The sequence below is a fragment of the Streptomyces sp. NPDC015242 genome (assembly GCF_043079125.1).
GTDB lineage: Bacteria > Actinomycetota > Actinomycetes > Streptomycetales > Streptomycetaceae > Streptomyces.
Genome location: NZ_JBIBUF010000004.1, coordinates 319,355 through 342,533 on the forward strand (window position 1 = coordinate 319,355; position 23,179 = coordinate 342,533).

Here is a 23,179-nt window from a genome sequence, read left to right on the forward strand (position 1 = left end):
AGCGGGCACCGGCCCGGGGACGGACCGGACTCGGTCCCGGGACGTAGGGGTAGCGTCCCCCTCATGTATGCGATCACGATTCCCGAACCCGGTGGGCCCGAGGCGCTGGTCTGGGACGAGGTCCCCGATCCGGTGCCCGGCGAGGGCGAGGTCCTGGTCGAGGTGGCGGCCGGGGCCGTCAACCGCGCCGACCTCCTGCAGCGGCAGGGCTTCTACGACCCGCCGCCCGGCGCGTCCCCCTACCCCGGCCTGGAGTGCTCCGGGCGGATCGCCGGGATCGGCCCGGGCGTCACCGGCTGGAACGTCGGCGACGAGGTGTGCGCCCTGCTGGCCGGCGGCGGTTACGCCGAGAAGGTGGCCGTCCCGGCCGGGCAGCTGCTGCCCGTGCCCGAGGGCGTGGACCTGAAGCAGGCCGCGGCACTGCCCGAGGTGGTCTGCACGGTCTGGTCGAACGTGTTCATGGTCGCCCACCTGCGTCCCGGCGAGACGCTGCTCGTGCACGGCGGCTCCAGCGGCATCGGCACCATGGCCATCCAGCTGGCGAAGGCCGTCGGCGCCCGCGTCGCCGTCACGGCCGGGACCAGGGAGAAGCTGGACCGGTGTGCCGAACTGGGCGCGGACATCCTCGTCAACTACCGCGAGCAGGACTTCGTCGAGGAGGTCAGGAAGGCGACGGACGGCGCCGGGGCCGACGTCATCCTCGACAACATGGGCGCCAAGTACCTGGAGCGCAACGTCAGGGCGCTGGCCGTCAACGGCCGGCTCGCGATCATCGGCATGCAGGGCGGCGTCAAGGGCGAGCTGAACATCGGCGCCCTGCTCGCCAAGCGGGCCGCCGTCACCGCCACGTCCCTGCGGGCCCGGCCGCGGGAGGAGAAGGCGGCCATCGTCGCGGCCGTCCGCGAACACGTCTGGCCGCTGTTCGCCGGCGGCCGGCTACGCCCGGTCGTCGACCGCGAGCTGCCGATGCCGGAGGCGGCCACCGCCCACCGGGTCGTGGAGGAGAGCGGCCACATCGGCAAGGTGCTGCTGATCACGCCGCGCGGCGCCTAGCGATGTCCGCAGGTCGCGCCGTCCGCCCGGAGGGCGGGCCCTGACCCGAGCCGGACGACGGTCCTAGTACGGCCCAGGGCGCCGCAGCCGGAGCCCGACGAACGCGAGGCCGAGCCCGAGACCGATCAGGACCAGTCCGCTGCCCAGCGGCAGGATCCGCAGGACGGGGCCGACGGGGCGGTCGGCGCGCGTGGCGGCGGCCTCCCGCACGGGCGGCTCCGTCGGTGCGGGAGGCAACGGGACGACCTCCCGGGACGCCTCGGGCGCCGGCGTGCGGCCGGCGGCCTCCGGCTCCTCCTCGGTGGTCTGTGCCCGCCCGGGCCGCAGGCGGCCCTCCCCCGCCCGGCTCCCGGCCCGCGAGGGCTCCCCCGTCCCGGACGGGGCGGGCCGGGCGGACGGGACGGCGGTCGCCTTGGCCTCCTCCCCGTACGCGGGAACGGCACCGTGGGACGGGGCGGCCCCGTACGGTGAGACGACCGCACCCGCCCCCAGGGCGAGAACCAGTCCCGCCGCGCGCAGTCCGCGTAGCCATGGAGTCACGGGGGTGACCCCCTCCCGCCGTGCCCGGTGGGGCAGAACGGCACATTCGGTCCTGTCGAGGCCATCAGCCTCACACCACCGCACCCCCGCGGCACTCCGGGTTCGGCCGACGGACGGAATCACCGGGGGTGCGCCGAGCCCTCGGCCCTCACCCGCGAGGGGAAACCGCCCGCACGCGAGCAACCCGGCGACCGTGCGGCGCGTCTTCCCCGGCACGGTGGATCAGCCTCACCCGGGGGCACCACACAGGTGAGGTGCAGGCGTGCGAGAGAATGGCGGCATGGAGATGCCGAGGAACGAAAGGTCGCCGGAGAACCCGCAGATCCTGGTCGTGGGCCAGGACGGCATGGCGCTCGGCGGCGGCGGTGGGGACGAGGACTCCCGCGAGACCCCGGTCACGGAGCAGGTGGAGCAGCCCGCGAAGGTCATGCGGATCGGCAGCATGATCAAGCAGCTGCTGGAGGAGGTGCGCGCGGCTCCCCTGGACGAGGCCAGCCGGGTCCGGCTGAAGGACATCCACGCCAGCTCGGTGAAGGAGCTGGAGGACGGCCTGGCGCCCGAGCTGGTCGAGGAGCTGGAGCGGCTCTCCCTGCCGTTCACGGACGAGGGGACCCCGAGCGACGCGGAGCTGCGCATCGCGCAGGCCCAGTTGGTCGGCTGGCTGGAGGGTCTCTTCCACGGGATCCAGACGACGCTGTTCGCCCAGCAGATGGCGGCCCGCGCCCAGCTGGAGCAGATGCGCCGCGCCCTCCCGCCGGGCGTCGGCCACGAGGGCCTCGACGAGCAGCACCCGGGCGGCCGCTCCGGCGGCCCGTACCTGTAGACCCCCGACAGCGCTCCACGCACGGAAGGGCCCGGCGGCCGAAGCCGCCGGGCCCTTCCTCCTGCCCGTACCGTCCGGGGCGTCAGGACGGCGGGTTGCCCGTCGAGACGTTGAGCTCGATCGTCGGCATGTCGTCCGGGTCGACGTCGGTGCCCTTGGACGGGAACTGGTTCATGACCGTGCCCTCGCCGTAGGTGTTCTCGTCGACGTTCTTGGTGTCGATCTGCCAGCCGGCCGCCTGGGCGCAGGCCTTGACGGACTGGATGTTCTTGAACTTGAAGTCCGGGACCTCGATCTTCTCGGGGTCGTTGTACGACTCCTGAGGCTCGGTGCACTCCTCGGCCTCGATCGTCTTCGTCGGGTCCGGGCCGCGGTAGCCGGGCTTCTTCTCCGCGGACGCCGACGCACTGGCGCCGCTGCCGCCGCCCTTGTCGTCCTCGCCGCCGCCGTTCAGCAGCAGCGCCGTGACCAGGCCGCCGACCGCGAGGACGGACACGACGACCGACCCGATGATCACCGGCTTGTTGCTCCGGCCGCCGCCCGAGGGCGCGGAACCGGACTGGGGCGTCAGGTTGTACGGCGGCGGGGTCGACGGCCCGGGCTGCGGGGAGTACGCGGCCGGGTTCGGCGTCTGGTAGCCACCCTGCTGCGGATAGCCGTAGGCCGGGGACGGGGCCGGCGTGCCGTACGGGTTGGGCGGCGGGGTCGGCTGGTACGGCGTCTGCACCTGGCCCGACGGGGCCGGGGTCGCCTGGTCGACCGGCGGGAAGACGGCCGAGCCGACGCCCGCGCCGCTCGGGGCCTGCGTGCCCGGGACGATGCTGGGCGGCGCGGCCTGCACGGACGCCGCCACGCGCAGGCACTCGCCGCGCATGGCCTCCGCGCTCGGGAAGCGCTCGTTCGGGTTCTTCTTCAGCGCCCGGGCGATCAGCGCGTCCACGGCCGGGGGCAGCGAGCGGTTGATCGAGGAGGCGACCGGCGGCTCCTCCTGGACGTGCGCGTACGCGATGGCCAGCGGCGAGTCCGCGTCGAACGGCAGCCGCCCGGTGACCAGCTGGAAGAGCATGATGCCGACCGAGTACAGGTCGGAGCGGGCGTCCACGCCGCGGCCCAGGGCCTGTTCCGGCGAGAGGTACTGCGGGGTGCCGACGACCATGCCGGTCTGCGTCATCGACGTCACACCCGACTGCATGGCGCGGGCGATGCCGAAGTCCATGACCTTGACCACGCCGCGCTTGGTCATCATCACGTTGCCCGGCTTGATGTCCCGGTGGACCAGGCCCATCTCGTGGCTGATCTCCAGGGCCGCCAGCACGTCGGCGGTGATCTTCAGCGCCTTGTCGGCGGGCATCGCGCCCTGCTGCCGGACGTCCTCGTCGAGCACCGAGCCGAGCGGGCGGCCCTCGACGTACTCCATGACGATGTACGGCGTCGTCATGGAGTCGAGGGTGTCCTCGCCGGTGTCGAAGACCGAGACGATGTTGGTGTGCGTGAGCTTGGCCACGGACTGGGCCTCGCGGCGGAAGCGCTCGCGGAAGGCCTGCTCCCGGCCGAGGTCCGTGTGGAGTGTCTTGATGGCGACCTGCCGGTCGAGCACGCTGTCGTACGCGAGGTGCACGGAGGCCATGCCGCCCTGGCCGAGCAGGTCACGCAGCTGATAGCGGCCGTTGGCCAGCGCCCGTCCCGTGTACTGGCCCTGTGCGCCGTCCTGGCTCATGTTCCCCGTCCCCCGTAGCCCCTGCAGGCGCCGCCGCTGTCGCTGATCCGCCGTTGATCCAAACCGCCATTCCCGGCCAAGTCTGCCCCAGGGCACTGACACGTCAAGCTCGGTGCCCGTTCCGTGACCGTACGCGAAAGAAGCGTCGCGGAAGCGTTACAGCGGGCGTACGGCCGGTACACAGAATTTGCACGACAGTACGGAGTGAAGGTTTCATGGCCCGTCCGTCTCGTGCCGGTCCTGCCACCCGTCCCGGACCGGAGGCTTGCGCGGAGGCTGTAGCGTGGCCGACGGAGACCGTAACAACACCGCGCGCACCGCGGGCAGAAACGACGGCGAGGACTGATGGCACAGCAGCAGGCCGCTCAGGGCCCGTCCGACCCCGAGGCGAGTGGCGGCGGCATGTCGGACGCGCCTGAGCTCTGGGGCAACGGCGGGCTGGTCGGGGACGGCCGGTACCGGCTGACCCGCAGACTCGGCCGGGGCGGCATGGCCGAGGTGTTCGCCGCCGAGGACGTCCGCCTCGGGCGCACCGTCGCCGTCAAGCTGCTCCGCTCCGACCTCGCCGAGGACCCGGTGTCCAAGGCGCGCTTCACGCGCGAGGCCCAGTCGGTCGCCGGCCTCAACCACCACGCGATCGTCGCCGTGTACGACTCCGGCGAGGACTTCGTCGGCGGCCAGTCCGTGCCGTACATCGTCATGGAGCTGGTCGAGGGCCGCACCATCCGCGACCTGCTGCTGAACGCCGAGGCGCCCGGTCCCGAGCAGGCGCTGATCATCGTCTCCGGGGTCCTGGAGGCGCTCGCCTATTCGCACCAGCACGGCATCGTGCACCGCGACATCAAGCCCGCCAACGTCATCATCACGCACAACGGCGCCGTGAAGGTGATGGACTTCGGCATCGCCCGCGCCCTGCACGGCGCGTCCACGACGATGACGCAGACCGGCATGGTCATGGGCACCCCGCAGTACCTCTCCCCCGAGCAGGCCCTCGGCAAGGCCGTCGACCACCGCTCCGACCTGTACGCCACGGGCTGCCTGCTCTACGAGCTCCTCTCGCTGCGCCCGCCCTTCACCGGCGAGACCCCGCTGTCGGTGGTCTACCAGCACGTCCAGGACATCCCGACCCCGCCCTCCGAGGCCTCGGACGCCTGCCCGCCGGAGCTGGACGGCCTGGTCATGCGCTCCCTCGCCAAGGAGCCCGACGACCGCTTCCAGACCGCCGAGGAGATGCGCGGACTGGTCCAGTACGCGCTCCAGATGCTCTACGAGCAGGGCGGCCACACGGGCACCTGGAACACCGGCCCGGTCGACATGCACGAGGGCCGGCACACCCCCGCGGCCGGTCTCGCCGGCACGGCCGTGATGGGCCACCCCGGGGACGCCTCAGGCACCACGCAGATCCCCTCGCCGATCCTGCCCACGGGCTACGGCAACGGCGACGACGGCGGCTTCGAGGGGCAGGGCAACCGGGGCAGCGGCCGCGGCAAGCTGTGGATCCTCGCCGTGCTCGCGGTGATCGCCGTCGCCGCGGGCGTCGCGCTGGCCCTGCAGAACACCGGCGGCGGCAAGGACGACCCGGGCAAGAAGCAGTCGCCGACCTCCTCACAGACGACCGAGGACAAGAAGCCCAGCGAGACGCCGAGCGACGAGGCGACCGAGGGGCCGACCGACACGTCCACGGACGACGGGACCGGCACGGGCAACGGCAACGGCAACTGGACGCCGTCGTACACGCCGTCCTACACGCCGTCGCAGAGCGCGCCCCAGTCGCCCACCGGCGAGCCGACGGACGAGCCGACCACCGAGGAGCCGACCGGCGAGCCGACCGACGAGGAGCCCACCGACCCGGGCGGCACCCCGTCCGGCGACACGGCAGGCGGCACCGACGCGGGCACCACGACCGGCGTGGTCGGCGGCCCGGGCGGCGGTGAGGGCGGCGGCTGACCGCCCGGAAAAGCATGGTCACGCGCGCGTGGGTCCCGGGGACGGGGCCCACGCGCGCGTTCCGGTTGAGCCACGCCGTCGGAACAGCTCTTCCCGTGACCTGGGTCACCGGGTTAACGTGCGGTAGCTCCGGCCTCCTGCAAGGCTGTGACCAGGGCCCCTTCACCGCCTTCTCGATTTACTTGGATATCCAAGCAAAATCGCAGGTCAGGTGGGGTTTCACAGGAATGTGGCGCACTGGGTAACGTGCTTTCTGCAGGGCGCTCGCCGGGGCACCTGTCACGCCTGTTCCCGGCCGAGTGGCACCCACCCCGTGCCCCGGTGGTCGAGAACAGGTGAGCCGCACTGGCCTACCGGCAACCCCGGGGGCTGGACCGACGGAGGAGCACACGTGACCGTGGAGAGCACTGCCGCGCGCACACCGCGACGCAGCGCCGGAAGCAAGGCCGGCACCACCGGCACCAAGCGCACCACCCGCACCACCGCCAAGAAGGACGCCGGCGCGAAGGGCACCGAGCCCCAGCTCGTGCAGCTGCTGACGCCCGAGGGCGAGCGCGTCAAGAACGCCGAGTTCGACAAGTACGTCGCCGGTGTCACCCCGGAAGAGCTCCGCGGCCTCTACCGCGACATGGTGCTCACCCGCCGCTTCGACGCCGAGGCGACCTCCCTGCAGCGCCAGGGCGAGCTGGGCCTGTGGGCCTCGCTGCTCGGCCAGGAGGCCGCCCAGATCGGCTCCGGCCGGGCCCTGCGGGACGACGACTACGTCTTCCCCACCTACCGCGAGCACGGCGTCGCCTGGTGCCGCGGCGTGGACCCGACCAACCTGCTCGGCATGTTCCGCGGCGTGAACAACGGCGGCTGGGACCCCAACGGCAACAACTTCCACCTCTACACGATCGTCATCGGCTCCCAGACGCTGCACGCCACCGGCTACGCGATGGGCGTCGCCAAGGACGGCGCGGACAGCGCGGTGATCGCCTACTTCGGCGACGGCGCCTCCAGCCAGGGCGACGTGGCCGAATCGTTCACCTTCTCCGCGGTCTACAACGCCCCGGTCGTGTTCTTCTGCCAGAACAACCAGTGGGCCATCTCCGAGCCGACCGAGAAGCAGTCCCGCGTGCCGATCTACCAGCGCGCCCAGGGCTTCGGCTTCCCGGGCGTCCGGGTCGACGGCAACGACGTGCTCGGCTGCCTCGCGGTCACCCGATGGGCGCTGGAGCGGGCGCGCGCCGGCGAGGGCCCCACCCTCGTCGAGGCGTTCACGTACCGCATGGGCGCCCACACCACCTCCGACGACCCCACCCGCTACCGGGGCGACGAGGAGCGCCAGGCCTGGGAGGCCAAGGACCCGATCCTGCGCCTGCGCCGCTACCTGGAGGCCTCGCACCACGCGGACGAGGCGTTCTTCGCGGAACTCGAGGCCGAGTCCGAGGCGTTGGGCAGGCGAGTGCGCGAGGCGGTCCGTGCCATGCCGGACCCGGACCACTTCGCGATCTTCGAGAACGTCTACGCCGACGGGCACGCGCTCGTCGACGAGGAGCGCGCCCAGTTCGCCGCGTACCAGGCGTCCTTCGCCGACGAGGGGGGTAACTGAGATGGCCGAGAAGATGGCACTGGCCAAGGCGATCAACGAGTCGCTGCGCCGCGCCCTCGAGTCCGACGACAAGGTCCTGATCATGGGCGAGGACGTCGGCAAGCTCGGCGGCGTCTTCCGCGTGACGGACGGCCTGCAGAAGGACTTCGGCGAGAGCCGCGTCATCGACACCCCGCTCGCCGAGTCGGGCATCGTCGGCACCGCGATCGGCCTGGCCCTGCGCGGCTACCGCCCGGTGGTGGAGATCCAGTTCGACGGCTTCGTCTTCCCCGCGTACGACCAGATCGTCACGCAGCTCGCGAAGATGCACGCCCGCTCGCTGGGCAAGGTCAAGATGCCGGTCGTCGTGCGCATCCCCTACGGCGGCGGCATCGGCGCGGTCGAGCACCACTCGGAGTCCCCCGAGTCGCTCTTCGCGCACGTGGCGGGCCTGAAGGTGGTCAGCCCGTCGAACGCCTCGGACGCGTACTGGATGATGCAGCAGGCCATCCAGAGCGACGACCCGGTGATCTTCTTCGAGCCCAAGCGCCGCTACTGGGACAAGGGCGAGGTCAACACGGAGGCCATCCCGGGCCCGCTGCACAAGGCCCGCGTGGTCCGCGAGGGCACCGACCTGACGCTGGCCGCCTACGGCCCGATGGTGAAGCTCTGCCAGGAGGCCGCCGACGCGGCCGCCGAGGAGGGCAAGCGCCTGGAGGTCCTGGACCTGCGCTCGGTCTCCCCGCTGGACTTCGACTCGATCCAGGCGTCGGTGGAGAAGACCCGCCGCCTGGTCGTGGTCCACGAGGCGCCGGTGTTCTTCGGCTCCGGCGGGGAGATCGCCGCCCGGATCACGGAGCGCTGCTTCTACCACCTGGAGGCCCCGGTGCTCAGGGTCGGCGGCTACCACGCCCCGTACCCGCCGGCCCGCCTGGAGGAGGAGTACCTGCCCAACCTGGACCGGGTGCTGGATGCCGTCGACCGCTCGCTGGCGTACTGAGGAGAGGGTCGTGACGACGATGACGGAAGCGTCCGTGCGCGAGTTCAAGATGCCCGACGTGGGCGAGGGGCTCACGGAGGCGGAGATCCTCAAGTGGTACGTCCAGCCCGGTGACACGGTCACGGACGGCCAGGTGGTGTGCGAGGTCGAGACGGCGAAGGCGGCCGTGGAGCTGCCCATCCCATACGACGGCGTGGTCCGGGAGCTGCGCTTCCCGGAGGGCACCACGGTCGACGTGGGCACGGCGATCATCACGGTCGACGTCGGCGGTGGGTCCGCGCCCGCCGCCGGGGCGGCCGCTCCCGCGGTCCCCGAGGCCGCGCAGGAGCCGAAGGCGGAGGGCTCCGGCCGCCAGCCGGTCCTCGTCGGCTACGGGGTCGCGGCCTCGTCCACCCGCCGCCGTCCCCGCAAGGGCCCGGAGGTCCCCGTCCAGCAGGCCTCGGCGGCGGTCCAGACGGAGCTGAACGGCCACGCGCCCAAGGCCCCGGCCCCGGTCGCCGCCCCGGCCCCGGTGGGCGCGGAGCGGCCCCTGGCCAAGCCGCCGGTGCGCAAGCTGGCCAAGGACCTGGGCGTCGACCTGACGACGGTCGTCCCGACCGGCCCCGACGGCGTCATCACCCGCGAGGACGTGCACGCGGCGGTGGCCGCCGCCACGGCAGCGGCCCCCGCGCCCGCGGCCCCGGCACCCGCCCCGGCCGCGGCGGCCCCGGTCCCGGCCTCGTACGACACCGCGCGCGAGACCCGCGTCCCGATCAAGGGCGTGCGCAAGGCCACGGCCGCGGCGATGGTCGGCTCGGCGTTCACCGCGCCGCACGTCACGGAATTCGTGACGGTCGACGTGACGCGCACGATGAAGCTGGTCGAGGAGCTGAAGCAGGACAAGGAGTTCACCGGCCTGCGCGTGAACCCCCTGCTGCTGATCGCCAAGGCCCTGCTCGTCGCGATCAGGCGCAACCCGGAGATCAACGCCTCCTGGGACGAGGCGGCGCAGGAGATCGTTATCAAGCACTGCGTGAACCTGGGCATCGCGGCCGCGACCCCGCGCGGCCTGATCGTGCCGAACATCAAGGACGCGCACGCCAAGACGCTGCCGGAGCTGGCCGGGTCGCTGGGCGAGCTGGTGGCGACGGCCCGGGAGGGCAAGACGTCCCCGGCGGCCATGCAGGGCGGCACGGTGACGATCACCAACGTCGGCGTCTTCGGCGTCGACACGGGCACGCCGATCCTGAACCCCGGCGAGTCCGCGATCCTCGCGGTCGGGGCGATCAAGCTCCAGCCGTGGGTCCACAAGGGCAAGGTCAAGCCCCGCCAGGTCACCACGCTGGCCCTCTCCTTCGACCACCGCCTGGTCGACGGCGAGCTGGGCTCGAAGGTGCTGGCCGACGTGGCGGCGGTCCTGGAGCAGCCCAAGCGCCTGATCACCTGGGCGTAGCGGCGCGGACGCAGGAGGGGGCTCACCGCCGACGGCGGTGAGCCCCCTTCCCGTGCGCGGGTCCTACTTGCTGAAGCCGTAGTTGAGCAGCTTCGTCGCGTCCGACTTGCGGGTGGTCGCGTTGGTCGAGGACAGGACCGTGCCGATGACCGTCTTGCCGTTGCGGGTGGCGGCGAAGACCAGGCAGTAGCCGGCCTCCGGGCCGGAGCCGGTCTTCACGCCGATCGCGCCGGTGTAGCTGCTGAGCAGCGGGTTGGTGTTCTCCCACGGCGCCATCGTCCGCGTGCCGCCGGACTTGGTGGTCGTCTTCGCCGTGTACTTCTTCGTCTTGACGACCGTGCGGAACGTGGAGTTCTTCATCGCCGCGCTGGCGAGCTTGGTCAGGTCGCGCGGCGTGGAGTAGTTGGCGCCCTTGCCGATGCCGTCGAACGAGTCGAAGTGGGTGTTCTTCAGACCCAGGTTCTTGGCGGTGGTGTTCATCTTGCCGATGAACGACTTCACGCGCGCCGCCCGCGTCGAGCCCGAGCCGAACTTGTCGGCGAGCGCGTACGCCGCGTCGCAGCCGGACGGCAGCATCAGCCCGTACAGCAGCTGGCGGACGGTGACCTTGTCGCCGACGATCAGCTTGGCGTTGGACGCCCAGTTGTTCTCGACGATGTAGTCGCTGTACGCCTTCTGGACCGTGACCTTGCTGTCCAGATTGAGGTTCGACTGCTTCAGCACCACCAGGGCGGTCATGATCTTGGTGGTGGAACCGGTCGAGCGGCGCGTGTCGGCGGCCTTGGTGTAGAGCGAGGTGCCGGTCGCGTTGTTCATCACGTAGCCGCCCTTGGCGGCGATCGTGGGCGTGGCGGCGGCCTGCGCCTGCGTGGTGGTGAGGGCTCCGGTCGCGAGCATGGCGCCGGTGGTCACGGCGACGGCCGCGGCTCTGCGGAAGCGGGTGCCCTTAATGCCGGTTATCAAGTCAAGTACCCCGATTGCGTTGAATGCCCCAACGGTGCGGCCGAGTTGAGGACGGGAAGAGAGGGCCGCACGTGTCTGACTCGTAAGTAGCACAGTTGGTTGTGCCCACACCGGGCGGGACCCCTGCTTTGCCACAGATGTGTGACATACGCGTCCGCATCCTGGACGGATGCATCCATGCACACCTGTTGTATCTATCCTGTCGGCATGACCCTGGCCGTGAAGCAACCCCCCGCCGCCGACCGCGTCTACACCCACGTCAAACAGGGCGTCCTGGAACGCCGTTACGAGGGCGGGACCCTCCTCACCGAGGGCGAGCTGGCCGAGGCGGTCGGGGTCTCGCGCACCCCCGTGCGCGAGGCGCTGCTGCGGCTGGAGGCCGAGGGCCTGATCCGGCTCTACCCGAAGAAGGGCGCCCTGGTGCTGCCGGTCTCCGCGCAGGAGATCGCCGACGTCGTGGAGACCCGGCTGCTCGTCGAGGAGCACGCGGCGCGCAAGGCCGTGCCCGCGCCGCCCGGGCTCATCGAGCGCTTGGAGGAACTGCTGGCCCGGCAGAAGAAGCAGGCCGCCGCCGGCGACCTCGCCGGGGCCGCCGTGACCGACCGCTGCTTCCACGCCGAGATCGTCCGCAGCGGCGGCAACGAGATCCTCTCCCGCCTCTACGACCAGCTGCGCGACCGTCAGTTGCGCATGGGCGTCGCCGTGATGCACTCCCACCCCGACCGCATCGCCAAGACCCTCGCCGAGCACGAGGAGATCCTCGGCGCGCTGCGCGCCGGGGACGCCGAGGCGGCCGTCGGACTCGTCCACCGGCACGTCGGCTGGTTCTCCCACCTGGCCCGGGGCGAGGTCCGATGAGCTCCACCACGCTGCCCGGCGATCCCCCGGGCGGGCGGCGAGCGCTGGCCGTCTGGGGCGTCGGTGTCTCGGTCTACTTCGTCGCGGTCATCTTCCGCACATCGCTGGGCGTGGCCGGGCTGGACGCCGCCGACCGCTTCGACGTCAACGCCTCGGCGCTGTCCACCTTCTCCATCCTCCAGCTGCTGGTCTACGCGGGCATGCAGATACCCGTCGGGCTGCTCGTCGACCGGCTCGGCACCAAGAAGGTGCTCGCCCTCGGCGCGGTGCTGTTCACGGCCGGACAGCTGGGCTTCGCCTTCTCCCCGTCGTACGGCATGGCGCTCGCCTCCCGGGCGCTGCTCGGCTGCGGTGACGCGCTGACCTTCATCAGCGTGCTGCGGCTGGGCACCCGGTGGTTCCCGGCCCGGCGCGGGCCGCTCGTCGCCCAGTTCGCCGGTCTGGCCGGCATGGCGGGCAACCTCGTCTCCACCCTCGTCCTGGCCCGGCTGCTGCACGGCGTCGGCTGGACCGCCGCCTTCGCGGGCAGCGCGGCCGCCGGGGCCGTGGTGTTCGTGCTGGTCCTGCTCTTCCTGAAGGACCACCCGGAGGGCCACGCGCCGGAGCCGGTCCCGCACCGGGGCGCCGCCTACGTACGGCGTCAGATCACCGCCTCCTGGCGGGAGCCGGGGACCCGGCTGGGCCTGTGGGTGCACTTCACGACCCAGTTCCCGGCGATGGTGTTTCTGCTGCTGTGGGGCCTGCCGTTCCTGGTCGAGGCGCAGGGGCTGTCCCGGGCGACCGCGGGTGAACTCCTCACGCTGGTGGTGGTGTCCAACATGGTCGTCGGCCTGGTCTACGGCCAGATCATCGCCCGGCACCACGGGGCCCGGCTGCCGCTCGCGCTCGGCACGGTCGGCGCGACGGCGGCGCTGTGGGCGGCCACGCTGCTCCACCCCGCGCCGCACGCCCCGATGTGGCTGCTGATCACGCTGTGCACGGTGCTCGGGGCGTGCGGGCCCGCGTCGATGATCGGCTTCGACTTCGCCCGTCCGGCCAACCCGCCCGAGCGGCAGGGCACGGCCTCCGGCATCACCAACATGGGCGGCTTCGTGGCGTCCATGACCACGCTGTTCGCGATCGGCGTGCTGCTGGACGCCACCGGCGACGACTACACGGTCGCCTTCTCCGCCGTCTTCGTCCTCCAGGCGCTCGGCGTCACACAGATCCTGCGGCTGCGCGGACGGGCGGCGCGGCGGGAGCGGGAACGGCTGGTCGCGAGCCGGGTGGAGACGGTGCACGTGCCCGCGTAGTCACCGGTCCACGACCGGCACGAGCGTGAGGTACGCGAGCCCGAGGACGCCTCGGTAGGTGAGCCAGGCGGCGCGGTGGCGGTCGGCGCGCTGCCGGGTCTCCGCGGCCAGGGGATGGTCCGGGTGCCGGGCCAGCCACACCTCGGTGTCCGCGAGGTACGCCGACTCGAACTCCTCCCACTCCTGCGGGCTCGCGGTCTCCGTCCACTCCGGCCGGAACCCCGCCGCGATCGCCAGGTCGACGAGGGCCGGGAGATCGGGATGGTCGGTGGCGGCGGCGCCCGGCCACATCCGGGACAGCTCGGCGCCGGTCGGGGTGCGCTGCCAGAAGCCCTCGCCGAGCAGGACACGGCCGTGGCCGGTGACGAGGCCGCGGAGTGCGGCCAGGGCGTCGGGGAGCGCGCTGCCGAGGGCCTGGCTCGCGCCGACGCACAGGACGAGGTCGGCGGGGCCGTGGGGCGTGCCGGTGGCGGACTCCTCCAGGAAGCGGACCCGGGGCGCGAGCCCGCGTGCCTCGGCGGCCCGCCGCCCGCGGGCCAGGTCCTCGGCGTCGAGGTCGATGCCCGTGCCGGTCGCCTCCGGCACCGCGGCCAGGATGCGCAGCATGAGCTCGCCCCAGCCGCAGCCGATGTCCAGGACGGTGGCGGGGGAGTTCCGGGCGAGGCGTCGTACGAGGGCGTCCGCCCGGGTCCCGGACAGGGGGCCGTGGAAGGTCAGGCGGGTGTGGCGGGGTGGGGTCATGCCGGGGACGCTACGGCGGGGGCGGGGCGGCGGCACGGGGTTTCCGGTGCGGAGAGCCGCTGCCGGGGCCGGATGGGTGCGCGACTCGGCGCGGCGAGGTACCGCCGCGCCCCTCCTCGCCCGAGCGCGGCCGGGCTACTGCGTCACCGTGAAGTTCCGCAGGATCGCCGCCGTCAGGTCCGGGTCGCCCTCCGTCTTCAGCCGGTCCGAGACCGCCTCGGGCGTGACGCGGCCGCAGGCCAGGCGGACGTAGGTCTCCCAGTCGAGGGTGAGCGTGGCGGCCGGGCCCAGGGCCGGGGCCGTCTCCAGGGTGCCGCGGCCGTTGATGTCGACGCGGATCGTGCGCAGGAACTCGACGGGACCGTGCACGTCGAAGACGATCGCCGAGCTGCGCGGCGCCTGCGCGTCCTCCGCCACCACGCGGGGCAGTTCGCCGAGCAGCACGTCACGGGTGATGTGCGCGCCGGGGGAGTCGAGGTTGCCGGGCCGGCCGAGGGCCGTGCGCAGGTCCTGCTCGTGCACCCACACGGCGAAGGCGTGCCGCCGCATGGACTCCTCCAGGGTCAGCTCCGCCCCGAGCGGCCCGCGCACCTTGGCGCCCGGGTCACGCGAGTCGTTGCGCAGCTGGCGGTTGCGGCGGATGATCACGTACTCCAGCTCGGAGGTCATCTCCGGCGCCGTGTGGTGGCGGCGGACGTCGACCTGCATCTCCATGTAGCGCTGGTGGTCGTTGGTGACGTGGAAGAGGTCGCGCGGCAGGGTGTGGATCGGGCGCGGGTCGCCGAGCATCTCGCAGTCCAGGCCGATGATGTGGGAGACGATGTCCCGCACCGACCACCCCGGGCACGGCGTCCGCCGGTTCCATTCGGCCTCCGCGAGCGGCTGGACCAGCTCGGATATCGCTTCGATGGAGTGGGTCCAGGCGTCGGCGTAGGGCTGGAGGGTGGGATGCAGACTCACGGAACGGGACCCCTCGGCGGTCGGTGCACGGGCAGGTGGTGGCGGCGTTGCCAGTGGGAGGTGGCGGCTGTCGGCGGGCGTCTTGCGAGCTAAGTTACGCTGCTGTGAGGCACCCCGGCAGTGCTTTCGTGTGACGATCGTAGGCCCGTGTGGACGGCTCGAATGCCAGGACGGTGGTAGTGTGCGCGCCTCTGTGATCCAGATCGCCGTAGACGAGGGCGAAACGGTCGAATCGCGCCGCCGCCGGGTGGCTTCGATGGTGCGGGACCAGGCCGGGGCCGATCTCGTCGTCCTGCCGGAGCTGTGGACCACGGGCGCGTTCGCCTACGACGCGTTCGGCACGGAGGCCGAACCGCTCGAAGGGCCCACGTACGAGGCGATGGCCAAGGCCGCGAGCGACGCGGGCGTCTGGCTGCACGCCGGTTCCGTCCCCGAGCGCGACCCCGACGGCCCCCTGTACAACACCTCCCTCGTCTTCTCGCCCTCCGGCGACCTGGCCGCCGCCTACCGCAAGATCCACCGGTTCGGTTTCGACAAGGGCGAGGCCGTGCTGATGGGCGCGGGCAGCGAGCTGGTGACGGTGCGTCTGCCCGCGACGACCCTGGGCCTGGCCACCTGTTACGACCTGCGTTTTCCCGAACTCTTCCGCGGGCTCGTCGACGCCGGTGCCGAGACGCTCGTGGTGTCGGCGGGCTGGCCGGAGCGCCGCCGGTCCCACTGGACGCTGCTGGCCCGCGCCCGGGCCGTGGAGAACCAGTCGTTCGTCCTCGCCTGCGCGACGGCCGGGACGCACGCCGGTGTTCCCCAGTCCGGCCACTCGGTCGTGGTCGACCCGTGGGGCGAGGTGCTGGCCGAGGCCGGCGCCGGCGAGGAGGTCCTCACCGTGGAGTTCGACCCCGGCAAGGTCGCGACGACACGGGAGCAGTTCCCGGCGCTGAAGGACCGGATGCTGGGACTCCGGCCGCCGCGCCGGCCCTGACCCGGGGCGCTCTCAGTCCTCCCGTTCCTTCTCCGCCAGGTGGATCACGCACACCGCCACCGCGATCAGCAGCGCCGGGTCGGCGTCCTCCCGCACGACGTCCACGCCGTAGGTGTCCCGCACGGTCAGCCACCGCCGGGAGATCACCGCGAGCAGCTCCCCGTCGTACTCGACGGCGAACTCGCGGTCCAGGATCTTGCCGCTGACGTCCAGTTCGCTGCCGTCGGCCAGGGACACCCGGTAGTGGTTGCGCAGCAGGGACAGGCGTTTGCGGCGGATGGTGGCCAGCGGCTCCCCGGCCCGCTGGAGCACCATCGTGTCGCGCAGGGCGAGCATCTTCTGGTGGATGTCGACGAGGACACGCCCCTGGGGGTCCTTCAGTTCCCAGGTGTCGCGCAGGCGCAGGGCCTTTCCGTCGACGAGGAACACCTTGGCGCCGTGCTCGTCCTCGATCCAGTAGTCGTCGCCGAAGCCGAGGAGCCGGTCGTACACGAGGAATCTCATGGGACCAGGGCTTCCCCGCCGCCGGCGCCGAAACGCCGCCGATAGGCCGACGGGCTGAGCCCGGTCGCCCGCCGGAGCCGCTGACGCAGGTTGGCGGCCGTGCCGAGACCGCTGCGGGCCGCCACCACCTCCAGCCGTTCCTCGCCCCGCTCGATCAGCCGGCAGGCCAGCGCCACGCGCTCGGCGCTCAGCCAGGCCAGCGGGGTCGTCCCCAGCTGGGCGCGGAAGCGGCGGTGCAGTGTGGCGGGGCTGACCCGGGCGCGGGCGGCCAGGTCCGCCACCGTCAGCGGTTCGCCGATCCGCTCCTGCGCCCACTGCAGCAGCGGCGCCAGGGACGCGTCCCGCACCTCGGGCACCGGCCGCTCCACGAACTGCCGCTGCCCGCCGTCCCGGTGGGCCGCGAACACCAGGCGGCGGGAGACGTGGTTGGCGATCTCGGCGCCGTGGTCGCGGCGGACGAGGTGCAGCCCCAGGTCGAGGGCCGACGCGCTGCCGGAGGAGGTCAGGATGTCACCGTCGTCGACGAACAGCACGTCCGGCTCCAGCCGGACCTCCGGGAACCGGGCCCGGAACGACTCCGCCCACATCCAGTGGCAGGCCGCCCTGCGCCCCCGCAGCAGCCCGGCCTCCGCGAGGGTGAACGCACCCGAGCAGAACCCGACGAGCCGGGCACCGCGCGCGTGGGCCCGGCGGACGACGTCCAGCACGCGGGGCGAGCGGGGCGTGCCGGTGTCGGGCCGGTTCGGCACGATCAGGGTGTCCGCGTCCTCGGCGGCCTCCGGCCCGGCCACGCCGGTCAGCGTGAAGAAGCCGTCCCGCATGCGGGTGCGCGGGGCGACGGCGCACAGCCGGAAGTCGTACAGCTCCCGGCCGAGTTCCGGCCTGCGCAGCCCGAAGATCTCGATGGCGCAGCTCATCTCGAAGGGGTTGGAGTTCTCGTCGACCAGGAGGACGACCCGGTGCGGGCGGTGCGAGGATCCTTGCGGCATGTGCGATTCCTAGCACTCGCCGGGGCGCCGCGGAAGGCGCAGGATCGCCCCATGACCTCACAGCCCGTCTCGCTCGCCCACGCCCTGGCCTCCTTCGCCGAGCGGTGGAGCCCGCGCATCGTCACCGCCGTCAACGACTACGACGTCCGGATCGCCAAGGTCGAGGGCGAGCACGTCTGGCACGCCCACGACCACACCGACGAGTTCTTCCTCGTCCTCGACGGCGAACTCCGCATCGCCCTGCGCGAACCGGCCGGCGAGCGCACGGTCGTCCTGCCCGCGGGCAGCGTCTTCACCGTCCCCCGCGGCACCGAGCACAAGCCGTACGCCCCCGTCCCGACCGCGATCCTGATGTTCGAGCCGACCGGCACCCTCACCGTCGGCGACCGCCACGACGAGGTACCGGACCACGTGGACGCCACGACGGGTCACGCGCTGCACCGGACACCGGGGCCGGGTGACACCCTGCGGTCATGAGCGGCTCCACACCCCGGCGCGCCGGGGAAGGCCGTGCCGCTGCCGGACGGGACCTTCCTGGTGAGCGGCACGACCCGGCACCAGCTGATGGAACTCGCCGCGGACGGCGAGAGCGTGCGACGACGGCCCCGCCGGCGGGGAGCACCCGGCCTGTCACGTCCGTCAGCGGGACTGGGACGTGCCGGTGCGTCTCACGGCGGCGGGGACCGGCCGGCTCTCGCTGGGGCCGGCCGGGACGGACGTCTGACCGCCGGGTGTCACACCCCGTACCCGCCGTTGTAGCCGTCGCGGCGCTGGTGGGCGGCCGGGTCGTCGACGACGCCCGCCGACGGTGGCACGACCACGCGCCTGCGCCGGTAGATGCTGCTGAAGACCGTGACGCCAATCAGTCCGACGATCATGAAGATGACTCCGACCAGGTCGAGGTTGACCCCCTCCATGTCCCAGTCGGTCGCGAACGTGAGGATGGCTCCCACGGCGATGAGGATGATGCATCCGCCGAGGCCCATGTGTGTCGCCTCCCTGTACGGTCCGGCCGTTCCGGTCCCGGAACACCGGGTACCCCCGGGGCGAACACCCATGCGGTCGGGGGCCGTTCTACCGCTGCAGAAAGGCAGTCAGGGCGTTGGCCAGCAGGAACGGGTCGTCGGCGCCGCAGAGTTCGCGCACGCTGTGCATCGACAGGATGGCCACGCCGATGTCGACCGTCCTGATCCCGTGCCGCGCGGCGGTGATCGGGCCGATGGTGGTCCCGCAGGGCATGGAGTTGTTGGAGACGAAGGACTGGAAGGGCACGTCCGCCGCCTCGCAGGCCGCCGTGAACTCCGCGCGGCCCGAACCGTCCGTGGCGTAACGGTTGTTGACGTTGACCTTGAGGATCGGGCCGCCGTTGACCCGCGGGTGGTGCGTCGGGTCGTGCCGCTCCGCGTAGTTGGGGTGGACGGCGTGGCCGGTGTCGGAGGACAGGCAGACCGTGCCGGCGAAGGCGCGTGCCCGGTCCTCGAAGGAGCCGCCGCGGGCGAAGACCGAGCGCTCCAGCACGTTGCCGAGGAGCGGTCCGTCCGCGCCCGTGTCGGACTGGGAGCCGTTCTCCTCGTGGTCGAAGGCAGCCAGGACCGGGATGGACGCGGGCTTCGACGGGGCCGAGGCGACCGCGGCGAGCGCGGCCGTGCCGGCGTGCACGGACAGCAGGTTGTCCATGCGCGGGCCGGCCACCAGCTCCCGGTCGCGGCCCAGGTACGCGGGCGGCTCCACGGAGTGGGTCATCAGGTCCCAGCCGGTGACCTCGCCCGCGGGGACGCCGGCGGTCTCCTCCAGGAAGGCGATCAGGTCGCCGTCGCGCACGTCGCGGCCCAGGCCCCAGACCGGCTGCATGTGCCGCTGCTTGTCGAGCTTGAGGCCGTCGGCCGTCACCGAGCGGTCCAGGTGGATGGCGAGCTGCGGCACGCGCAGCAGCGGCCGGTCGACGTTCACCAGGCGCGTCGAACCGTCGCGCAGGGTCAGCCGGCCGGCGATGCCGAGGTCGCGGTCGAGCCAGGAGTTGAGCAGCGGTCCGCCGTAGATCTCCACGGCCACCTGGCGCCAGCCGTGCGCCCCGCTGTCGGGCAGCGGCTTGACGCGCAGGTTGGGGGAGTCGGTGTGGGCGCCGACAATGCGGAACGGCGTGTGCGGCGTGGCACCCTCCGGCACGTACCAGGCGACGATGGCGCCACCGCGCAGCACGTACTTGCCGCCGCTCGACCCGTCCCAGGCGTCCGTCTCGGCGACCTGCCGGAAGCCGGCCTTCTCCAGCCGCTCGGCGGCGTTGGCCACGGCGTGGTACGGCGTGGGGCTGGCCGCGAGGAAGGTCATCAGGTCGTCGGTGTGGCCGCGGTCGAAGCGCGCTGGGTTGGTCATGCCTTCACCTTAACGACGGGCGAGGGCCGGTCCCCCGGAAGGGGAACCGGCCCTCGCCCGAAGGACGTGAGGATCAGAACGCGGCCTCGTCCAGCTCCATCAGGTCCAGCTCGACGCCCTCGGCGACCTTGCGGGCCAGGGTGACGCCCGGCAGGACGCTGGCGGCGAAGAACTTCGCGGCGGCGATCTTGCCGGTGTAGAAGGCCTTGTCCTTGGCGGAGGCGGTCTGAAGCTTCTCGGCGGCGATCGCGGCGCCCTTGAGCAGCAGGTAGCCGACGACGACGTCACCGGAGGCCATCAGCAGGCGGGTGGTGTTCAGCCCCACCTTGTAGATGTTCTTGACGTCCTGCTCGGTGGCGGCGAGGTCGGTCAGCATCAGGCCGACGATCGCCTCCAGCTCCACGGCGGCCTTGGCCAGGTGCTCGCGGGCGCCCGCCAGCTCCTCGCCGCCGGTGCCGAGCGCCAGGAACTTCTTGATGTCCTCGGCGAGGGAGTTCAGCGCGGCGCCCTGGTTGCGGACGATCTTCCGGAAGAAGAAGTCCTGGCCCTGGATGGCCGTGGTGCCCTCGTAGAGGGTGTCGATCTTGGAGTCCCGGATGTACTGCTCGATCGGGTACTCCTGCAGGAAGCCGGAGCCGCCGAAGGTCTGCAGCGACTGGGCGAGCTGCTCGTAGCCCTTCTCGGAGCCGTAGCCCTTGACGATCGGCAGGAGCAGGTCGTTCAGCGCGTGCTCGGTGGTGGCGTCCTCGCCGGCGGCCTCCTTGATCTGGATGGCGTCCTGGATCGAGGCGGTGTACATCACCAGGGCGCGCATGCCCTCCGCGTACGCCTTCTGCGTCATCAGCGAGCGGCGCACGTCCGGGTGGTGCGTGATGGTGACCTTGGGTGCGGTCTTGTCCATGAAGTTCGCCAGGTCCGGGCCCTGGACGCGCTCCTTGGCGTACTCCAGCGCGTTCAGGTAGCCGGTCGACAGCGTGGAGATCGCCTTCGTGCCGACCATCATGCGGGCGAACTCGATGATGCGGAACATCTGGCGGATGCCGTCGTGCTTGTCGCCGATCAGCCAGCCCTTGGCGGGGTGCTTGTCGCCGAACGTCATCTCGCAGGTGTTGGAGGCCTTCAGGCCCATCTTGTGCTCGACGTTCGTGGCGTAGACGCCGTTGCGCTCGCCCAGCTCGCCGGTCTCGAAGTCGAAGAGGTACTTCGGGACGAGGAACAGGGACAGGCCCTTGGTGCCGGGTCCTGCGCCCTCGGGGCGGGCCAGCACGTAGTGGAGGATGTTCTCCGACATGTCGTGCTCACCGGAGGTGATGAAGCGCTTCACGCCCTCGATGTGCCAGGAGCCGTCCTCCTGCTGCACGGCCTTGGTGCGGCCGGCGCCCACGTCGGAGCCCGCGTCGGGCTCGGTGAGGACCATGGTGGAGCCCCACTGCTTCTCCGTGGCGATCTTGGCTATGTGCTTCTGGACCTCGTTGCCCTCCTCGAAGAGGATGCCGGCGAAGGCCGGGCCCGAGGAGTACATCCACACGGCCGGGTTCGCGCCCAGGATCAGCTCGGCGTAGGCCCAGATGAGGGAGCGGGGCGCGGTGGTGCCGCCGATCTCCTCGGGCAGGCCGAGGCGCCAGTACTCGGAGTCCATGAAGGCCTGGTAGCTCTTCTTGAAGGACGCCGGGACCGGGGCGGTGTTCGTCTCCGGGTCGAAGACCGGCGGGTTGCGGTCGGCGTCGGCGAAGGACTCCGCCAGCTCGTTCTCCGAGAGGCGGGTCAGCTCCTCCAGGATGCTCTTGGCGGTCTCGACGTCCATCTCCTCGAACGGGCCGGTGCCGTAGACCTTGTCGCGCCCGAGTACTTCGAAGAGGTTGAACTCGATGTCGCGGAGATTCGACTTGTAGTGCCCCATGGCGACGGCTCCCGGCTCCGTAGAGAGATCGGCGAGGCACTGGATCCTCGCGCTAGTTCACGTACCAACAAGTAGGTCCTCATGATGCTACCCGTCGGTAATAAGAGGCAACCCCGATCCGGTCATCTGTGACGCGTGGCTCAGACCCGCACCGCGGACCGGCGGGTCGCCGTACCGGCCCGGACGCCCGGCCGCGCTCGGTACGCTTGCGCTCATGTACGGCTACGACCAGACAGCGGGCCCGCAAGGGCAGTACGCCCCTCCGCAGCAGCCGATGTCCGGCGGGTACGGGCAGCAGCCGCCCCTGTACCCCGAGCCGTCCCCGCCCTCCCTCGCGGACGCGGTGCGCGCGTTCACGACGGGGCAGATGGCGGCCGAGGACTTCCAGCAGGTCTTCGCCACGTCGAAGGTGTACTGCCCGCGCGGCGACAACCCCGGCTTCCTGGCGCTGCACAACACGCAGCAGCCGGTGATCCCGATGTTCAGCACGCTGAAGGAGCTGCGCCGGTACGCGGGCAAGGAGTCCAAGTACTTCGTGATCACCGGCGCCGAGGTGCTGGACCTGCTGCCCACGGGCTACGGCTTCGTCCTCGACATGGAGGGCGAGCACCGCATGGTGTTCGACGCGAAGGCCGTGGAGCAGATGGTCGAGTTCGCGATGCGCCGGATGTACGGCTAGACGCCCGTGCCTCGCGGACGGCCGAGGCCTCGCCGTCAGCCCCGCGGCAGGCGCAGGGCCAGGCCGTCCAGGACGACGTCCAGCCCGTAGGCGAACTTGTCGTCCCGCAGCCGCGCCGGGTCGGCGGCCTCGGTGGTGATGGCGGCCTCGGAGGCGGCCAGGTGGTGGTAGCCGGCGGAGACCTGCCGGGCCGTGGGCAGGAGCCTGGCCACGAACTCCGTCTCGGACTCGCCGGAGCGGGCCACCGTGGTGAGCCAGGCCGCCTCGGTGGTGCTCATGCCGATGACGTACGAGAACACGGCGTCGATCGCGCGGCTCGGCTCGGGGAACCCGGCGGCGGTGAACAGCGCCGCGAGCCGCTCCGAGAAGTTCATGTAGTTGGGGCCCAGGTAGGCCAGTCCCGCCTGGCCCAGCACCAGGGTCAGCCAGGGGTGCCGTAGCGCGGTCGTGCGGAAGGAGCGGGCGGCCTCGGTCACCGCCGCGCGCCAGTCCGGGCTGTCGGCCGGCGGGACGTGGATCTCGGCGGCGACCTCGTCCACCGCGAGCTCCATCAGCTCGTCCTTCGTCGCCACGTGCCGGTACAGCGAGGTCGCCCCCGCGTTCAGCCGCGCGCCCAGCTTGCGCATGGACAGCGCCTCGATGCCGTCCGCGTCGAGCATGGCGATCGCCTCGCGCACGATCGCGTCCCGGCTGAGCGCGGGCTGGTCGGCGCGGCGCTGCTCGCGGGCCCAGACGGACGGGATCGGGTTCCCGTCCGTCGTCCTGCTCCTGCTCATGTGGCTCCTCCGGACCTCGTGCGAACGGCGTGCGCAATCAGCGTACAGAACCGTGTTGTTGCGCACACTGTTCCCCTGTG

The 23,179-nt window shown here is 71.9% G+C and carries 22 protein-coding genes; 11 read left to right on the forward strand and 11 right to left on the reverse strand.

Translation table 11 applies throughout. The features are described from left to right. Positions 1-63: 63 nt before the first annotated feature. On the forward strand, positions 64-1,053 hold the full coding sequence (locus ACF07N_RS16090) for an NAD(P)H-quinone oxidoreductase (protein ID WP_392112947.1): 990 nt from the start codon (positions 64-66) through the stop codon (positions 1,051-1,053). A 63-nt stretch (positions 1,054-1,116) separates the two neighbouring features. On the opposite strand, the gene ACF07N_RS16095 is transcribed toward ACF07N_RS16090, so the two are convergent. Next, positions 1,117-1,593 (reverse strand): hypothetical protein, encoded by a 477-nt coding sequence (locus tag ACF07N_RS16095; protein WP_392112949.1) that lies wholly within the window; start codon positions 1,591-1,593, stop codon positions 1,117-1,119. A gap of 280 nt (positions 1,594-1,873) precedes the next feature. On the opposite strand from ACF07N_RS16095, the gene ACF07N_RS16100 reads away from it, so the two are divergent. Beyond that, positions 1,874-2,416: a bacterial proteasome activator family protein gene (locus tag ACF07N_RS16100; protein ID WP_383327200.1), complete on the forward strand. Its 543-nt coding sequence runs from the start codon at positions 1,874-1,876 to the stop codon at positions 2,414-2,416. Between the two features lie 82 nt (positions 2,417-2,498). On the opposite strand, the gene ACF07N_RS16105 is transcribed toward ACF07N_RS16100, so the two are convergent. Next, positions 2,499-4,133 carry a protein kinase gene (locus ACF07N_RS16105; RefSeq protein WP_383327197.1) on the reverse strand — a complete coding sequence of 545 codons (1,635 nt, stop codon included), beginning with the start codon at positions 4,131-4,133 and terminating at the stop codon, positions 2,499-2,501. Between the two features lie 345 nt (positions 4,134-4,478). On the opposite strand from ACF07N_RS16105, the gene ACF07N_RS16110 reads away from it, so the two are divergent. The 4 genes from ACF07N_RS16110 (at position 4,479) to ACF07N_RS16125 (ending at position 10,085) form a co-directional block, all read left to right on the forward strand. After that, positions 4,479-6,080: a protein kinase gene (locus ACF07N_RS16110; protein ID WP_392112953.1), complete on the forward strand. Its 1,602-nt coding sequence runs from the start codon at positions 4,479-4,481 to the stop codon at positions 6,078-6,080. 391 nt (positions 6,081-6,471) lie between these two features. Then, a complete protein-coding gene (gene pdhA / locus ACF07N_RS16115; protein WP_383588761.1) occupies positions 6,472-7,674 on the forward strand; it encodes a pyruvate dehydrogenase (acetyl-transferring) E1 component subunit alpha in 1,203 nt (400 codons plus the stop codon). A gap of 1 nt (position 7,675) precedes the next feature. Further along, positions 7,676-8,653 (forward strand): alpha-ketoacid dehydrogenase subunit beta, encoded by a 978-nt coding sequence (locus ACF07N_RS16120; protein WP_392112956.1) that lies wholly within the window; start codon positions 7,676-7,678, stop codon positions 8,651-8,653. 10 nt (positions 8,654-8,663) lie between these two features. Then, entirely contained in the window at positions 8,664-10,085 is a 1,422-nt protein-coding gene (locus ACF07N_RS16125; RefSeq protein WP_392112959.1) for a dihydrolipoamide acetyltransferase family protein, read from the forward strand. A gap of 63 nt (positions 10,086-10,148) precedes the next feature. Here the strand turns inward: ACF07N_RS16125 and ACF07N_RS16130 are convergent, their stop codons facing one another. Continuing rightward, entirely contained in the window at positions 10,149-11,048 is a 900-nt protein-coding gene (locus ACF07N_RS16130) for a D-alanyl-D-alanine carboxypeptidase family protein (protein ID WP_383327182.1), read from the reverse strand. 207 nt (positions 11,049-11,255) lie between these two features. Here ACF07N_RS16130 and ACF07N_RS16135 point away from each other — a divergent pair, with 207 nt between their 5' ends. Further along, complete coding sequence (locus ACF07N_RS16135) at positions 11,256-11,906, forward strand: GntR family transcriptional regulator (protein WP_392112962.1); 651 nt, start codon at positions 11,256-11,258, stop codon at positions 11,904-11,906. Next, positions 11,903-13,198 (forward strand): nitrate/nitrite transporter, encoded by a 1,296-nt coding sequence (locus ACF07N_RS16140; protein ID WP_392112965.1) that lies wholly within the window; start codon positions 11,903-11,905, stop codon positions 13,196-13,198. Before ACF07N_RS16135 ends, ACF07N_RS16140 begins: the two co-directional genes overlap by 4 nt. Here the strand turns inward: ACF07N_RS16140 and ACF07N_RS16145 are convergent, their stop codons facing one another. Next, positions 13,199-13,939: an SAM-dependent methyltransferase gene (locus ACF07N_RS16145; RefSeq protein ID WP_392112968.1), complete on the reverse strand. Its 741-nt coding sequence runs from the start codon at positions 13,937-13,939 to the stop codon at positions 13,199-13,201. Positions 13,940-14,074: 135 nt separating this feature from the next. Further along, positions 14,075-14,899 carry a maleylpyruvate isomerase family mycothiol-dependent enzyme gene (locus tag ACF07N_RS16150; protein WP_392112971.1) on the reverse strand — a complete coding sequence of 275 codons (825 nt, stop codon included), beginning with the start codon at positions 14,897-14,899 and terminating at the stop codon, positions 14,075-14,077. 181 nt (positions 14,900-15,080) lie between these two features. On the opposite strand from ACF07N_RS16150, the gene ACF07N_RS16155 reads away from it, so the two are divergent. Then, positions 15,081-15,878 (forward strand): carbon-nitrogen family hydrolase, encoded by a 798-nt coding sequence (locus tag ACF07N_RS16155; protein WP_383327170.1) that lies wholly within the window; start codon positions 15,081-15,083, stop codon positions 15,876-15,878. 12 nt (positions 15,879-15,890) lie between these two features. Here the strand turns inward: ACF07N_RS16155 and ACF07N_RS16160 are convergent, their stop codons facing one another. Both ACF07N_RS16160 and ACF07N_RS16165 read right to left on the reverse strand, forming a co-directional pair. Then, complete coding sequence (locus ACF07N_RS16160; protein ID WP_383341721.1) at positions 15,891-16,382, reverse strand: LURP-one-related/scramblase family protein; 492 nt, start codon at positions 16,380-16,382, stop codon at positions 15,891-15,893. Then, positions 16,379-17,371: a GlxA family transcriptional regulator gene (locus ACF07N_RS16165; protein ID WP_383587902.1), complete on the reverse strand. Its 993-nt coding sequence runs from the start codon at positions 17,369-17,371 to the stop codon at positions 16,379-16,381. Before ACF07N_RS16165 ends, ACF07N_RS16160 begins: the two co-directional genes overlap by 4 nt. Positions 17,372-17,422: 51 nt before the next feature. On the opposite strand from ACF07N_RS16165, the gene ACF07N_RS16170 reads away from it, so the two are divergent. Further along, positions 17,423-17,848, forward strand: coding sequence for a cupin domain-containing protein (locus ACF07N_RS16170; protein ID WP_392112975.1), 426 nt, complete (start codon positions 17,423-17,425; stop codon positions 17,846-17,848). Positions 17,849-18,105: 257 nt separating this feature from the next. Here the strand turns inward: ACF07N_RS16170 and ACF07N_RS16175 are convergent, their stop codons facing one another. From ACF07N_RS16175 to ACF07N_RS16185, 3 genes are all read right to left on the reverse strand, one after another. Continuing rightward, positions 18,106-18,357, reverse strand: a complete 252-nt coding sequence (locus tag ACF07N_RS16175; RefSeq protein ID WP_311682453.1) for a DUF6458 family protein — start codon at positions 18,355-18,357, stop codon at positions 18,106-18,108. 88 nt (positions 18,358-18,445) lie between these two features. Beyond that, a complete protein-coding gene (locus ACF07N_RS16180; protein ID WP_392112978.1) occupies positions 18,446-19,744 on the reverse strand; it encodes a M18 family aminopeptidase in 1,299 nt (432 codons plus the stop codon). A 73-nt stretch (positions 19,745-19,817) separates the two neighbouring features. Next, on the reverse strand, positions 19,818-21,644 hold the full coding sequence (locus tag ACF07N_RS16185; protein WP_392112981.1) for an acyl-CoA dehydrogenase: 1,827 nt from the start codon (positions 21,642-21,644) through the stop codon (positions 19,818-19,820). A gap of 214 nt (positions 21,645-21,858) precedes the next feature. On the opposite strand from ACF07N_RS16185, the gene ACF07N_RS16190 reads away from it, so the two are divergent. Further along, on the forward strand, positions 21,859-22,323 hold the full coding sequence (locus tag ACF07N_RS16190) for an SseB family protein (RefSeq protein WP_383327146.1): 465 nt from the start codon (positions 21,859-21,861) through the stop codon (positions 22,321-22,323). Between the two features lie 35 nt (positions 22,324-22,358). Here ACF07N_RS16190 and ACF07N_RS16195 read toward each other — a convergent pair whose 3' ends face one another. Next, positions 22,359-23,099 (reverse strand): TetR/AcrR family transcriptional regulator C-terminal domain-containing protein, encoded by a 741-nt coding sequence (locus ACF07N_RS16195; protein ID WP_392112985.1) that lies wholly within the window; start codon positions 23,097-23,099, stop codon positions 22,359-22,361. Positions 23,100-23,179: the final 80 nt, after the last annotated feature.

Bases quoted from the DNA above. Each gene is read 5' to 3' on its own strand.
- ACF07N_RS16120 (WP_392112956.1), top strand. From the start codon at position 7,676: ATGGCCGAGAAGATGGCACTGGCCAAGGCGATCAACGAGTCGCTGCGC.
- ACF07N_RS16160 (WP_383341721.1), bottom strand. From the start codon at position 16,382: ATGAGATTCCTCGTGTACGACCGGCTCCTCGGCTTCGGCGACGACTAC.
- ACF07N_RS16145 (WP_392112968.1), bottom strand. From the start codon at position 13,939: ATGACCCCACCCCGCCACACCCGCCTGACCTTCCACGGCCCCCTGTCC.
- ACF07N_RS16180 (WP_392112978.1), bottom strand. From the start codon at position 19,744: ATGACCAACCCAGCGCGCTTCGACCGCGGCCACACCGACGACCTGATG.
- ACF07N_RS16165 (WP_383587902.1), bottom strand. From the start codon at position 17,371: ATGCCGCAAGGATCCTCGCACCGCCCGCACCGGGTCGTCCTCCTGGTC.
- ACF07N_RS16185 (WP_392112981.1), bottom strand. From the start codon at position 21,644: ATGGGGCACTACAAGTCGAATCTCCGCGACATCGAGTTCAACCTCTTC.
- ACF07N_RS16100 (WP_383327200.1), top strand. From the start codon at position 1,874: ATGGAGATGCCGAGGAACGAAAGGTCGCCGGAGAACCCGCAGATCCTG.
- ACF07N_RS16190 (WP_383327146.1), top strand. From the start codon at position 21,859: ATGTACGGCTACGACCAGACAGCGGGCCCGCAAGGGCAGTACGCCCCT.
- ACF07N_RS16175 (WP_311682453.1), bottom strand. From the start codon at position 18,357: ATGGGCCTCGGCGGATGCATCATCCTCATCGCCGTGGGAGCCATCCTC.
- ACF07N_RS16105 (WP_383327197.1), bottom strand. From the start codon at position 4,133: ATGAGCCAGGACGGCGCACAGGGCCAGTACACGGGACGGGCGCTGGCC.
- ACF07N_RS16135 (WP_392112962.1), top strand. From the start codon at position 11,256: ATGACCCTGGCCGTGAAGCAACCCCCCGCCGCCGACCGCGTCTACACC.
- ACF07N_RS16110 (WP_392112953.1), top strand. From the start codon at position 4,479: ATGGCACAGCAGCAGGCCGCTCAGGGCCCGTCCGACCCCGAGGCGAGT.
- ACF07N_RS16195 (WP_392112985.1), bottom strand. From the start codon at position 23,099: ATGAGCAGGAGCAGGACGACGGACGGGAACCCGATCCCGTCCGTCTGG.
- ACF07N_RS16170 (WP_392112975.1), top strand. From the start codon at position 17,423: ATGACCTCACAGCCCGTCTCGCTCGCCCACGCCCTGGCCTCCTTCGCC.
- ACF07N_RS16090 (WP_392112947.1), top strand. From the start codon at position 64: ATGTATGCGATCACGATTCCCGAACCCGGTGGGCCCGAGGCGCTGGTC.
- ACF07N_RS16140 (WP_392112965.1), top strand. From the start codon at position 11,903: ATGAGCTCCACCACGCTGCCCGGCGATCCCCCGGGCGGGCGGCGAGCG.